Annotated in this window: 12 protein-coding genes and 1 tRNA gene; 7 read left to right on the top strand and 6 right to left on the bottom strand. The window is 59.0% G+C overall.

Features of this window, described 5'->3' with window-relative positions:
• The first annotated feature begins 217 nt into the window (after positions 1–217).
• Positions 218–293 (top strand) — tRNA-Thr (locus BR24_RS15550).
• A gap of 62 nt (positions 294–355) precedes the next feature.
• Here BR24_RS15550 and BR24_RS15545 read toward each other — a convergent pair.
• The 4 genes from BR24_RS15545 to BR24_RS15530 all read right to left on the bottom strand — a co-directional run bounded on the left by BR24_RS15545 (position 356) and on the right by BR24_RS15530 (position 4565).
• Positions 356–529 (bottom strand): hypothetical protein, encoded by a 174-nt coding sequence (locus tag BR24_RS15545; RefSeq protein ID WP_496542393.1) that lies wholly within the window; start codon positions 527–529, stop codon positions 356–358.
• Positions 530–535: 6 nt separating this feature from the next.
• Positions 536–1495: a PEGA domain-containing protein gene (locus tag BR24_RS15540; RefSeq protein ID WP_496542477.1), complete on the bottom strand. Its 960-nt coding sequence runs from the start codon at positions 1493–1495 to the stop codon at positions 536–538.
• A 142-nt stretch (positions 1496–1637) separates the two neighbouring features.
• Positions 1638–4136, bottom strand: a complete 2499-nt coding sequence (locus tag BR24_RS15535) for a Lon protease family protein (protein ID WP_496542392.1) — start codon at positions 4134–4136, stop codon at positions 1638–1640.
• Between the two features lie 9 nt (positions 4137–4145).
• Positions 4146–4565: an Hsp20/alpha crystallin family protein gene (locus BR24_RS15530; protein WP_496542391.1), complete on the bottom strand. Its 420-nt coding sequence runs from the start codon at positions 4563–4565 to the stop codon at positions 4146–4148.
• Positions 4566–4851: 286 nt separating this feature from the next.
• On the opposite strand from BR24_RS15530, the gene BR24_RS15525 reads away from it, so the two are divergent.
• Both BR24_RS15525 and BR24_RS15520 read left to right on the top strand, forming a co-directional pair.
• Entirely contained in the window at positions 4852–5676 is an 825-nt protein-coding gene (locus BR24_RS15525; RefSeq protein ID WP_496542390.1) for a universal stress protein, read from the top strand.
• A gap of 31 nt (positions 5677–5707) precedes the next feature.
• Positions 5708–7249, top strand: a complete 1542-nt coding sequence (locus BR24_RS15520) for a glycine betaine uptake BCCT transporter (RefSeq protein WP_496542389.1) — start codon at positions 5708–5710, stop codon at positions 7247–7249.
• Positions 7250–7320: 71 nt separating this feature from the next.
• On the opposite strand, the gene BR24_RS15515 is transcribed toward BR24_RS15520, so the two are convergent.
• Both BR24_RS15515 and BR24_RS15510 read right to left on the bottom strand, forming a co-directional pair.
• Complete coding sequence (locus BR24_RS15515; protein WP_496542388.1) at positions 7321–7503, bottom strand: hypothetical protein; 183 nt, start codon at positions 7501–7503, stop codon at positions 7321–7323.
• A 20-nt stretch (positions 7504–7523) separates the two neighbouring features.
• Positions 7524–9674 (bottom strand): EAL domain-containing response regulator, encoded by a 2151-nt coding sequence (locus BR24_RS15510; protein WP_496542387.1) that lies wholly within the window; start codon positions 9672–9674, stop codon positions 7524–7526.
• Positions 9675–9855: 181 nt separating this feature from the next.
• On the opposite strand from BR24_RS15510, the gene BR24_RS15505 reads away from it, so the two are divergent.
• The 4 genes from BR24_RS15505 (at position 9856) to cysK (ending at position 13221) form a co-directional block, all read left to right on the top strand.
• Entirely contained in the window at positions 9856–10116 is a 261-nt protein-coding gene (locus tag BR24_RS15505; protein WP_496542386.1) for a DUF493 family protein, read from the top strand.
• A 131-nt stretch (positions 10117–10247) separates the two neighbouring features.
• Complete coding sequence (gene nifU, locus BR24_RS15500; protein WP_496542385.1) at positions 10248–11102, top strand: Fe-S cluster assembly protein NifU; 855 nt, start codon at positions 10248–10250, stop codon at positions 11100–11102.
• A gap of 2 nt (positions 11103–11104) precedes the next feature.
• The gene (gene nifS / locus BR24_RS15495; protein ID WP_496542384.1) at positions 11105–12301 is read left to right on the top strand and encodes a cysteine desulfurase NifS; all 1197 of its coding nucleotides are present in this window, start codon (positions 11105–11107) and stop codon (positions 12299–12301) included.
• Positions 12298–13221, top strand: a complete 924-nt coding sequence (gene cysK, locus BR24_RS15490) for a cysteine synthase A (RefSeq protein ID WP_496542383.1) — start codon at positions 12298–12300, stop codon at positions 13219–13221. Before nifS ends, cysK begins: the two co-directional genes overlap by 4 nt.
• Positions 13222–13224 lie beyond the last annotated feature (3 nt).

Below are 13224 nucleotides of genomic sequence, written 5' to 3'. Positions count from 1 at the left end.
AGATTGAAACCCGCACAAGGGTAATTATAACTTTTCAAAGCGCCTGAATTTATTTGCGGTAATCATGTATGCAAGAGCCGAACAGTTGCCCGGATTCAATTTTTCCATTGACAGTCGCGCCGCAATTCCCTAAGCAATGTCTCCGCATCGGGTGACGCCGATTCCAGCATATCACGGATCACAACCGGCTGGGATTCAAAAGGTTACCCGCGACAATGCCTTCATAGCTCAGGCGGTAGAGCGCGTCCTTGGTAAGGACGAGGTCGGCAGTTCAAGTCTGCCTGAAGGCTCCAGAAAACAAGACCCCCGCTCCGAAAGGAACGGGGGCTTTTCTTTCATTGTCGACAGGTCAGCCTCAAAGCCGGTCCACCACCACCCAGAACACGAATGCGCCGACAAAGAGCCGCACCGCGTGTCCTATATGGAAATGGTAGCCTGTGGGCACCAGATACATGAGCGCCAGCGAAGCGATGAAAGCCACAATGATTAGCTTGCGCCATCTGTTGAGCCTGAGGAGATCGAACTTCATTTACGTTTATTCTCCCTCGGTGAGCTTCTCCAGCAGATCCACGGCCCCCTCGGGGTTGATGGAGGCGCCTACGGAGGTGGAACTCTTGGAGGTTGTCTTGGAATAGGAGCCGTCCTCGCCGAAGGACTCCTTGCTGTGCGAAGAACCGCCGACCTTCTTGCTGCCGCCGATGTCGCCCATACCCGCAGCTGCGGCCTTGAGCGCGTCAAAGGAGGCCTTCTTGCCGTCAACAGGCGCGGTTTCGGGAGCGCCCGTCACCTGATGCGGATACCCGATGCGCCAGTCGTTGGTGTTCTCACGGTACGCCGGGTAAACCCCCGTGAGATGTTTTCCATCTTTTGTTGCCACTACCGAAAACTTACGGACCGGGGTGCCGTGCATCGTCTCGGCAGGCTGAGGCACAACCTTGAAGTGCCAGTGATTCTGGGGGCTTTTCCAGCTCCTGCTCTGGCCGGACTTGCCGCTTTCAAGGACCCGATCAAGAACTTCATTGTCGAATTCGGACATGACGCTCAAGGCGTCGGCCTTCTCCTTGGACGGAGCCGCGGCATGGGACGTACCGTGGGAAGAACCGGAGTGCGCCACGCCACCCACGGGCGTCAGCTGCACTTTTACGGTGGAGGGAGTGAGCACGTAGGCCTCGCCGCTGGACTTCTGCTCCTCGATGGCGCCCACGCCGGAGTTGACCCCCATGAACGCGTCATCGAAAAACTTTCCGTCCTGCACGCCCTTGTTCACGGCGTTCAGCATGGTGCTGTCAGCCTGATACTGACGTTTGATGGTCACGTCCTCCTGACGGTATCCCTGCTTGGTAAGGGTGAGAATATGGTCGCTGTTGCGGGTGAGCTCCACATTGGCAGGGGTCTGGCCCGCAGGCTTGCCGTCCACGAGAATCTGTGCCCCCATTGGGTTGGTGCTGACAGGAATGTTCTGTTTGAAAACTTGAGCCTGACATCCGGCAAACATCAGGGACGCGACGATAAGCATAAGCGTTGGAAAACGTTTCATCAAACCCTCCGGTAGTAGTTCCCATATGGATAGCAGAGGTACCACTGTATGGAAAGACGGAAAAACCGGACCGCCCTGAGGCGGCCCGGTCGAGATGCCGTCATGCTCTGCCGGAGGCTTTCTTTCCGCTTTTCTTGCCGCTTTTCCCGTCATCGTTGTCCGGCCCCTTGCCGAAGTCCCTCAGGCCCTCGGCCAGCTCCAGCAACCTGTCGTTCACCTTTCTGAAAACGGAGTTGGCCGTGTACTTGCCCGACTTGTTCAGGGTACCCGCCTTCACGCCCGTAAGCAGTTCAATACCTTCCGCGATGGTTTTCACGGACCAGACATTGAACTTGCCGTCCTTCACGGCGTCGACCACTTCCGGACGCAGCATGAGGTCCTTTACGTTGGCTTCCGGCACCATGACGCCCTGATTGCCGGTCAGCCCCGCCTGTTTGCAGCAGAGATAGAACCCTTCGATCTTCTCGTTCACGCCGCCGATTGGCTGAACTTCGCCTCGCTGGTTCACCGACCCGGTCACGGCGATATCCTGCCTGAGCGGGACCCCGGACAGGCTGGAGAGCAAGGCGTAGAGCTCGGTGGACGATGCGGAATCGCCGTCGATTCCTCCGTAGCTCTGCTCAAAGGCGAGGCTGGCCGAAAGGGAGATGGGCTTGTCCTGTGCGAACATTTCGCGCAGATACCCGGCTAGGATCAGGACGCCCTTGTTGTGCGTGGGACCGGACATGTCGGCCTCGCGCTCGATATTGATGATCCCGGCCTTGCCCATGCCGGTGGTGGCGGTGATCCGCGAGGGCTTGCCGAAGGCGTAGTCACCCAACGAATATACGGCGAGGCCGTTCACCTGACCGACCTTCTCGCCGTCCGTATCAACGAACAGGCTGCCTCTGTCGATCATCTCCTGAATGCGTTCCTCGATCTGGTTGGTGCGATGGATTCTGGCTTCCAACGCTCGCCGGACATGCTCTTCGGAAACGGTGTCCGCTTCATCGACGCTCGCGAAGTGATCGGCCTCGGCCAGCAGGTCGGACAGCTTGGGGAAGGCGGTCGTCAGCTTCTCCTGCCTTCCCGCCATGCGAACGGACTGCTCGAGCACCGCTGCAACACCGCTGGCGGCAAAGGGACGCAGGCCGTCGCGCTCCGCCTCGTGCCGGATGAATCCGGCAACCTGCTTCACGGCGTCCTCATCACGGTCCATCGAGGGCTCGTAATCGGCGCGGACCTTGAATATCTTGTCCATATCCTGATCATAGTACCGGAGCAGCTGGTACAACCTGTTGTCGCCAAGCACCACGACCTTGACCCCCATGTCGATGGGTTCGGGCTTCAGACCTATGGCGGTAATGAAATAATAGGGGTCATAGGTCTCGATCTCGATCTTTTCGGTCTTGAGCGAACGTTTGAGCGTCTGCCAGACGCCCGGCTCCATGATCGCGTCCATGAGGTTGATCACCAGATAGCCGCCGTTGGCCTTGACGAAGCTGCCCGCGTTGATGCGACTGAAGTCGGTCTGCCAGCCACCATGACGCTCCATGGTACGGTCGATGCTGCCGAAGAGGTTCCGGTAAGTGGGGTAAGACTCGATGATCACCGGGGGCCCCTCCTGCTCGGAGTTGTCCACCAGCAGGTTCACGGAGTAGGGGCGCATGAGCGCGTCGGGGTCGGGGCCGGGCATCATCATTCCGGGCATGGGACCCTGCTGCGACTTGCCCAGCTTCTTGAGCACGTCGAGGTTTTCCACCATGTCCTCCAGCACCGAATCGAGGTAGTCACCGACCTTTTCGCCGGGAAACTCCTCCCGCACCGGCGCCATGTATTCCTCGGCCAGATTCAGGAACATCAGGCGGTCCACTTCATCGTGCTTCTTGTTCACTTCCTGATTCAGCTCGCGGATGTTCTGGACGATGTCGTCGACCTCGTGCTTGATCTTCTCGCGGAGCTCCTTGAGCCGCTCGAACTCCTCGCGTGGGAACCGGCCGTTCTCAACCATTTCCTCCAGCTGGATCATGCGCTTGGGCTCGTTATCCACCAGCGGCACGATGTCCGGACGCTGGTGCGGTCCCATCTGCATGCGGACCATCACGAGGCCGGTGTCCTTAACCTTGTCTTCGATGGCCTTGTAGAAAGACATGACCTTTTTTTCATGCGCCTCGTGAATCTCGTTCTTGCGCTGGATGTACTCCTCGCTCTCGAAAAGCTGCGGGGCCTCGCGTTTGACCGCCTCCACGAACTCCTGCATGGCCTTCTTGAATTTGCCCCCCTGCCCCGCCTCAAAACGCAGCAGGATGGGATACTCCTTCTTTTTGAAGTTGTTGACGTAGCAGAGGTCGTCGGGCGTGTCGCGCTCGCCGTTGAGATTCTTGAGCAGCTGCCGAACCGTCGAGAGCCTTCCGGTTCCCGGCTCCCCGGTCACGAAGATGTTGTACCCCTTGCGACGCATTCCCATGCCGAAGCGGAAGGCTTCCACGCCCCGCTCCTGCCCGATTATCTCGGCAAGCGGTTCAATATCGTCCGTGGTCTTGAACCCGAGCTGTTTCGGGTCGAAACTCAGGCGAAGCCTTTCAACGGGAACACTCGGTGTCTTCTTGCGTTTGGGCATAGCAACTCCTCATCCCTTTTCGATGCGAATGGTGCGCACGGTGGAACAACCGCAGCGGGGCATCTCGATTTCGAGCATGTTCTCCGTAAACGAAGCCTTCACGTCCTCCGGGCGTATTCTGCACGGCAGGCTCACCCGTTTGCGAAAGACCTGAGTACCGGAGACACCCGGACCGGACATCTCGTGCCTGCCCTCAATGACCATGACATCGTCATTGACGCTCACCGAAAGGTCCTCGCTGTCCATGCCTTCCGGAAGGCGCAACCGGGCATAAAGGCGCGTGTCGTCCATTCGGAAACGTATTCCTCCGACCACCGAAGACCCGGTTCTCGGCAGATCGAAGTCGGAACAGAAATCATCGAAAAGCCGATCGATATCCCGTTTCAGCTTGGTCAGTTCCTGCTGACTCCAAATTCTCAAATCCGGCATCGAAACGTCCTCCTTGAACGCTGTGGAGACAAAACCATCATTACCGCAATTGATAGCACAAAAGGGGAAAAGGACAACCGGGTGAACAGCATCCATAACGCGACTAATCATGGTGACGCGCCGCAATGGAATGCAGTATGCTTTTGACGAAACCCTTCACCGCATGTATGCGGGGTGTGTTCGCCAAACAGATTGCCGGCTAACCCCCTCTGGATGCGGCAATTTTGCCGGAAGGCACAACGCAGGGCCTCGGTCCCGCGCAAATGGATAGCAAGGAGGAACAGGCGTGCTCCAAAAAGCGGCGCTCAAGATAAGTCTTGCGGAACCCAGAAAGAAACTGCTGGACATGATCTCGTTCCTGAAGAACTTCGGCACCAGTCAGGTCGTCCTCGTTCACGTCAGGACCAGCACCAACTATCGGCGAAGAGAAGAGGCCGCGGAACAGCTCGCGCAGCTCGCCAAGGAAGTGGCGGACCTCGGCCTCACCGTGGAGACCACCATCCGCACGGGCCACGCTCCCACCATGGTCATGGAAGCCGCCGAGAATTCGGGGGCCGACTATGTAGCCATATTCTGGCAGCAGAAGGCCCTGCTCCGGCAGGCGCTGATCGGCAGCATCGACTCCGACATCCTGCGCATGAGCAACCTGCCCGTCTTCATCTACAATCCAAAACTCTTCAAGCCCGTGGTGAATCTGGACAGCGTGCTCTACGCCACGGACTTCAAGTTCACCGACGCCGTGGTGATGCCGTATCTGGTCAACAGCCGCTTTCAGGCTCGGCAGCTCTACCTGCTGCATGTGGGCGAACGGGCTCCGGATCCGGTCACCGAAAAGGACCGCAAGCAGAACGTGCTCGACAATCTCCAGCGGCTGGCGGACGAATGCGCTCACGCCTACGATCAGGTGGAAGTCATCGAGACCATCGGCATGGTTCGCAGGCAGATCATCCGGCAGGCAAAGGCCAAGGGCGTTGACCTGATCGTGGTGGGCAAATCGGAAAAGCCCGACACCCTGAGCCGCATCATCGGTTCCACCGCAGAGATTCTGCCGCACAAGGCACGGTGCAACGTCTTCATCATTCCCGGCATCTGCAGCATCTCCGACTCCTGAGGAGCGGACAAGCAACAAGGAACGATCCCCGATGTTCAAACTGAAAAAAAACATCGTTTTCGCAATATCCCTGCTGATCGTGCTCATGCTGGTGCTGATCGGCGTATACACGCCAAAAGGGCTGGACGCGTGGACAGCCGACATGCACTCGTACATCATCAGCAACTTCGGCTGGACGTACCTGCTCTCGGCGTTTCTCTTTCTTGTGTTCAGCCTGTTCATGGCCTTCAGCAAATACGGCGAGATCAAGCTCGGCGGCGACCATGAAAAGCCGAGGTTCTCCTACTTCGGCTGGTTCAGCATGCTCTTTGCCGCGGGCATGGGCATCGGCCTGATCTTCTGGGGCGTGGCCGAACCCATGAGCCACTACCTGAACCCGCCCGCCTACATTGCGGACGCATCGCCGGAAGCCGCCAAGTTCGCCATGCGCTACAGCTTCTTCCACTGGGGCGTGCACCCTTGGGCCATCTACATCGTCATGAGCCTGTCCATCGCCTATTTCTCCTTCAGGCGCGGCATGCCCCCGCTCATTTCCAGCTGTTTCTACCCGCTGATCGGCGACCGCATTTACGGCCCCATCGGCTACTTTATCGACATTCTGGCCGTGTTCGCCACGGTCTTCGGCATCGTGACTTCGCTGGGCCTCGGCGCGCTCCAGATCAATACCGGGCTCGCGTGGGTCTTCCCGTTCGAAGCCACTTACACAACCACCCTGATCATCATCGCCGTGGTCACCGTGCTGTTCATGATCTCCAGCATGACGGGCCTCGACAAGGGCATCCAGATACTCAGCAAGACCAACGTGATGCTTGCGATCATGATCCTGCTGTTCATGCTTTTCGTGGGCCCCACGAACATGTCCATGAACGTACTGGTGAGCACCTTCGCGGACTACGCCTCGTCGCTGTTCAGCATGAGTCTGTCCACCAACCCCTTCCGGGGGCTGGAGTGGACCCAGAACTGGACGCTCTTCTACTGGGCGTGGTGGATTTCGTGGTCGCCGTTCGTCGGCCTGTTCGTGGCGAGCATCTCGCGCGGCAGGACCATCCGCGAGTTCGTGACAGGAGCCCTCATCGTGCCGACGCTGCTCACCTTCGTCTGGTTCAGCGTCTTCGGCGGCGCGGCCTTCAATCTGGAACTGCATCAGGGGGCAGGCATTGCCGCCGCCGTGTCGGAGGACATCTCCACGGGCCTGTTCAAGCTCTATTCGTTCTACCCGCTCAGCGAAGTGCTGACCATGCTCACCGTGGTACTGCTGGTCGTGTTCTTCGTGACCTCGGCCGACTCTGCCACGTTCGTACTGAGCATGATGACCTCCGGCGGACAGGAGAACCCGCCGGCCGCCAAGAAGCTCATCTGGGGGCTGACCGTTTCCGCCACGGCCGCCATCCTGCTCTTCTCCGGAGGACTCGAAGGCCTTCAGCGCATGGCAATCGCCGCCGCGCTCCCGTTTGCGGGGATCATGCTGCTGTTATGTCTTTGCCTGCTACGCGGGGTTCGTTACGAATTCCGCAAGGAGCGATACATGGAAACCCCGAAGAGCGAGGCCGTGCCGTTCTCGCCGGACGAGTAAGCCAAAACCGACACCGCAAAAAGCAAAAGGCCCGCCTAGGCGGGCCTTTTGCTTTCCGAAAGACGGAAAAATCAGAGCCACTTGAAGACGTTGCCGAGGGCAAGCCCGACAAATCCCGTGCTCACCAGCCAGAAGGGACGGATCAGGTCTTCGAGTGCGGGGATGTACATGATGTCGAGATGGATGAGGATGCCGACAAGCCCGCAAAGAACGGACAGCATCCAGGTGACGATGCTTGGACTGTTCATGGTCATGGTGAAATCCTTGCGTTTCGTTACAGCTTCAGGGCGTTGGGAGTCAGAAGTAGTTCCCTTGCTTCCGGTTCGGGCACCGGCTTGGAGAAGAGATAGCCCTGACCGTGGTCGCATTGCAAGGAGTAAAGCGTATCCTTCTGCTCCGGAGTCTCGATCCCCTCGGCCACAACGGAGAGCTTGAGAGCGTGAGCGAGGTTGATGATGGCCCGGACGATCTCGACGCTGTCGCGGTCGCGATCAAGCCGCTGGACGAAACTCAAGTCCACCTTGAGCTGATCCACGGGGAACTTCTGGAGGTAGCTCATGGAGGAATACCCCGTCCCAAAGTCGTCAACGGACAGAGAAACGCCTATATCCTTGAGCGCATTGAGCTTTCGCACGGAATCCATGACATCGAGCATGATGACTGTTTCGGTGATCTCCAGCTTGAGATGCTTCGGGGGCAGGCCTGTCTCCGTAAGCACGTCACTCACCATCTGTACCAGAGACGGCTCCCGAAACTGTCTCGCCGAGATATTCACCGAGAAAAAGACATTTTCTGGATGGCTGCACTCTTTCAGCCACTCGGTGAACACGCCCGCGGCCTTTCGCAGAACCCACTCTCCCATCTCCACGATGAGGCCGGAGTCCTCGGCAATGGGGATGAACTCCCCGGGACTCACCAGCCCTCTGTCGGGATGTTCCCAGCGGATGAGCGTTTCCAGCCCTGTCACCTCGGTGCTTCCGAGGTTGATTATGGGCTGGTAATGAAGAATGAACTCGCCGTTCAGGAGCCCGCGGCGAAGATCCTTTTCCAGCGTGAGCGTCCGCTCCGCCTTTTCCCGCATGGAGTCTTCAAAGAACGTGTACTGATTCTTGCCCGCATCCTTCGCTACGTACATGGCGATGTGAGCATTGTGCAGAATGTCCTCCGAACAATCCTCGCAGTTTCCGTTGGAGATGACCACTCCCATGCTTGCCGAGGACCGGACCTCGTCCATTCCCAGCATGAAGGGCTTTTGCAGTTCGGCAATGATCTTGTCCGCAACCTTACGGACGTGCTCCCGGTCGGAAAACTCTTCCACAAGCAGAACGAACTCGTCTCCGCCGAAGCGCCCTACCGTATCCATGTCGCGCACGCAGCCGCGCAGCCGCTCCGCCACTTCGGCAAGCAGCTTGTCGCCCGCCACATGCCCCAGCGTCTCGTTGATGACCTTGAACCGATCAAGGTCAAGCAACAGCACGGCGAAATACATGGAGTGCCGCTTGGCGCGCTGGCGTGCACGGTTCACTCGTTCCATGCACAGCACGCGGTTCGGAAGGCCGGTCATGGGGTCATGAAGCGCCTGATGCTCCATGCGCTCTTCCATCTCGCGCCGCTCCGTCACGTCCCGAAGGCTCACGCGCGACCCGAGATGTTCACCCTGATCCACCACACTGCGCTTGACCGCGTTTACCCAGCGCATGCGGGCGCTGCTGTTGTAAATCCGGAAGTCGATGGAACCGCCGTCGCTGTCGTCCTCATCGGAAAGAAAGTCGCGCCACATCGGGATGTCGTCCGGATGCATGATGGTTTCCATAAATCCGGGATCGTTGATGAACCGCTCTCTGGGATAGCCGCTGATACGCTCGCAGGCGGGACTGACGTAGAGCGTGCGGTCATCAGGGGATATCCAGCTCTCCCAGTCGTAATTGTAATCGGCCACGATGCGGTAGCGCCGTTCCGATTCCTCCAGGGCGTTTCTGGATTCCTCGAGCTTGTGCACCAGCGTGGAGAGACGCGTGGCCGCGGTCTCGATGCTCCGCCGCTGCCGGTGCAGCTCCACGAAAGTCCGCACCTTGCCGCGGAGGACCTCGGGCTCCACGGGCTTGAAGAGGTAGTCCACCGCGCCCAGCTCGTACCCGCGGAAGATGTGCCGCTGTTCCTTGTTGATGGCTGTGACGAAGATGATGGGCGTGGAGCGGGTCTCAGGTTTTTCGCGCAGCCTCTCGGCGCATTCGAAGCCGTCCATTCCGGGCATCATTACGTCGAGCAGAATCAGGGCGAAATCCCCTCTGGCGGCGATCTTCAACGCCTCTTCGCCGGAGGTGGCCGAAAGGATGTTCAGCTGAAACCCCTTGAGAATTCCCCTGAGCAGCTTCAGATTTATCTGTTCGTCATCGACGATGAGTATATTTATTGGTTCATTCATTCTCGCAACACTGCGTTTAATCGAATTTTGACTTAAAACAGTTATTAACAGCTGTTCTCGAAATAACGAATTATATACTGCATCCTTTTTCGGAGCGATGCACGCATTATCCCTGCGCGCATTGACAATCCGAAATCCACACTTATAGTCAGCGGATTGCACACCTCAAGGAGAAACCGGCATGACTGATAAGAACCGACAGTTCATGGAAACCCTCGACGAACACCACGACTGGCCCTGCCCGTACGTGTTCAAATTCATACTCCCCACGGAAAACCTCCATCACTTCGAACAGGAATTTTCCGACTACGAGCGCTCCTACAAGGAATCCAGCAGCGGCAAATATACCAGCGTTACCATGGAGCCCACCGTCTGCTCATCCGCAGAGGTCATGGATGTCTACGAGCGCGCCGCCTGCATTCCGGGCATCATGTCGCTCTAGACATTCCATACCAAAAGAGTAGATTAAACCCCACGCGGCGGGTGGACAACGCGGCGCAAGAGTTTTAACAGGTGTATGGATGGAATAATGCCCTGCACCAAATCCACAGCCTCAAGCAAAAGGAGCGCCCCATGTGGGAATATACCGATCAGGTCAAGGAACACTTTCTCAACCCCCGCAACACGGGAACCATCGACGACGCCGACGGCATCGGAGAGGTCGGCTCACTCGCCTGCGGGGACGCGCTGAAGCTCTTTCTCAAGGTCAATGACGACGGCGTCATCGAAGACGCCAAGTTCCAGACCTTCGGCTGCGCAAGCGCCATCGCCTCCAGCTCCGCTCTCACCGAGATGATCATCGGCATGAGCATCGACAAGGCGGAAAAGCTCACCAACAAGGACATCGCCGAATACCTCGGCGGCCTGCCCCGTGAAAAAATGCACTGTTCCGTCATGGGACAGGAGGCGCTCGAACAGGCCATTCGCAACTACCGCGGCGAGGCCGGAACCGTGGCCGAACATTCCCACGAAGGCGAACTCATCTGCGAATGCTTCGGCATCTTCGACGAAGAGATCCTCCGAGCCATCCGCGAGAACGACCTCAAGACCGTGGAGGATGTGACCAACTTCACCAAGGCCGGCGGCGGCTGCGGCAAGTGCATCCCGGACATCGAGGACCTCCTGGCGCAGGCTCACGGCGAAAAGGCCGCGTGCGAGGCACCGGTGCAGGACGCTCCTCCGGCGCAGGGCATGACCAACATGCAGCGCATGCGCCTCATCGATCAGGTCGTCGAGGAGGAAATCCGTCCCATGCTCCAGAAGGACGGCGGCAACATCGAGCTGGTGGATGTGGACCGTACCAAGGTCTATGTCCGGCTGCTCGGCATGTGTGCGGGCTGCCCTTCCAGTCAGGCCACCCTCAAGGGCCTCGTGGAAGCGCGCCTGCAGGAAAAGGTCGACCCTGAAATCACCGTTGAGGAGGGCTAGCCATGAGCACCATCTACATGGACAACAACGCCACCACCAAGGTGGACCCGCAAGTGCTCGACGAGATGCTGCCGTATTTCAGCGAGTTGTACGGCAACCCCTCCAGCATGCACCGCTTCGGCGGCAACGTCGGCGGCAAGATCACCGAAGCACGCGAACGCGTGGCGAACCTTCTGGGCTGCGAGCCTCGGGAGATCATCTTCACCGCCTGCGGCACCGAGTCCGACAACACGGCGATCCGCTCCGCGCTCAATGCACAGCCGGGCAAGAAACACATCGTGACCACCCGAGTGGAGCACCCGGCCATCCTGAGTCTGTGCAAGCACCTTGAAAAGCGCGAGGGCTACGAAGTCACTTTCCTGAATGTGGACACCGACGGCAACCTCAACCTCGATGAGCTCAAGGCTGCCATCCGCGACGATACCGCCGTCGTATCCGTCATGTGGGCCAACAACGAAACCGGCGTAATCTTTCCGGTGGAGGAGATCGGGGCCATCTGTCGTGAGAGGGGCGTCATGTTCCACACCGACGCCGTGCAGGCCGTGGGCAAGATCCCCATGAACCTGAGCGAAATGCCCATCGATATGCTCTCTCTTTCCGGTCACAAGCTGCACGCCCCCAAGGGGGTCGGCGCGCTTTACGTCCGCAAGGCCCTGCCCTTCCGGCCCTTCATGGTCGGCGGACATCAGGAGCGCGGCCGCCGCGCCGGAACCGAGAACACCACCGGCATCATCGCCCTCGGCCGGGCCTGCGAGATCGCGGGGGAACACATCGCCGAGGAGAACGACTCGGTGAAGGCCCTGCGCGACAAGCTCGAAAAGGGGCTGATGGAATCCATCGCCGACGCCAAGCTCAACGGTGATAAGAAAAGACGCCTGCCCAACACCAGCAACATCTCCTTCGGCTACGTCGAAGGCGAGGCCATCCTGCTGATGATGGACCAGCTCTCCATCTGCGCCAGCTCCGGTTCTGCCTGCACTTCCGGCAGCCTTGAGCCGTCGCACGTCCTGCGCGCCATGGGCGTGCCGTTCACTTTCGCTCACGGGTCCATCCGCTTCAGCCTCAGCCGTTTCAACACCGAAGAGGAAGTGGATTTCATCATCGAGAACCTGCCGCGGGTCATCGAGAACCTGAGAAAGATCTCTCCGTTCTCTGCCAAGGACTCCGGCCCCGCATGCACGCCGAGGAGCACGGAATGAACATAGCCGACAGCATGACCGCTCTGGTCGGGAAAACACCGCTGGTCAAGCTCAACAAGCTCAGCAAGGACCTCCCGGCCACGGTGGTCGCCAAACTCGAGTTCTACAACCCCTGCGGGTCGGTCAAGGACCGCATCGGCGTAAACATGATCGAGGCGGCCCTTGAACGCGGCCTCATCGACGAAAACGCCGTAGTGGTTGAGCCCACCAGCGGCAACACCGGCATCGGGCTGGCCTTCACCTGCGCGGTCAAGGGAATGCGCTGCATCCTGACCATGCCGGAATCCATGAGCATGGAACGCCGCAAGCTCCTCAAGGGTTTCGGCGCCGAGCTGGTGCTGACCCCGGCGGACAAGGGCATGAAGGGAGCCATCGAGAAGGCTCACGCGCTGGTCGAAGAGCTGGACAACGCATACATGCCCATGCAGTTCGAAAATGAATTCAATCCCGAAGCGCACCGCAAGACCACAGCCGAGGAAGTATGGAACGACACCGACGGGCAGGTGGACATCTTCGTGGCCGGCGTGGGCACCGGCGGCACCATTACCGGCGTGGGCGAAGTGCTCAAGCAGCGCAAACCCGAGGTGAAGATCGTGGCCGTGGAGCCTGCGGCCTCGGCGGTGCTTTCGGGCGGCGATCCAGGCCCGCATCCCATTCAGGGCATCGGCGCGGGCTTTGTGCCCGGCGCGCTCAACACGGAAGTCTATGACGAAGTCATCGCCATGGACAACCAGACCGCGTTCGACACCGCCAAACGCATGATTACCGAAGAGGGCATCCTCTGCGGCATCTCTTCCGGCGGCAACTGCGCCGCCGCGCTGGAGCTGGCCGCCCGCGAGGAAAACCGCGGCAAACTCATCGTCTTCGTGGTCTGCGACACCGGTGAACGCTACCTGAGCACCCCGCTTTTCGAGGATTAGGAG

This window comes from Pseudodesulfovibrio halophilus DSM 5663 (assembly GCF_059568665.1).
The sequence above is the reverse complement of the archived record's forward strand: the minus strand, read 5'-3'. Positions and strand labels throughout refer to the sequence as shown.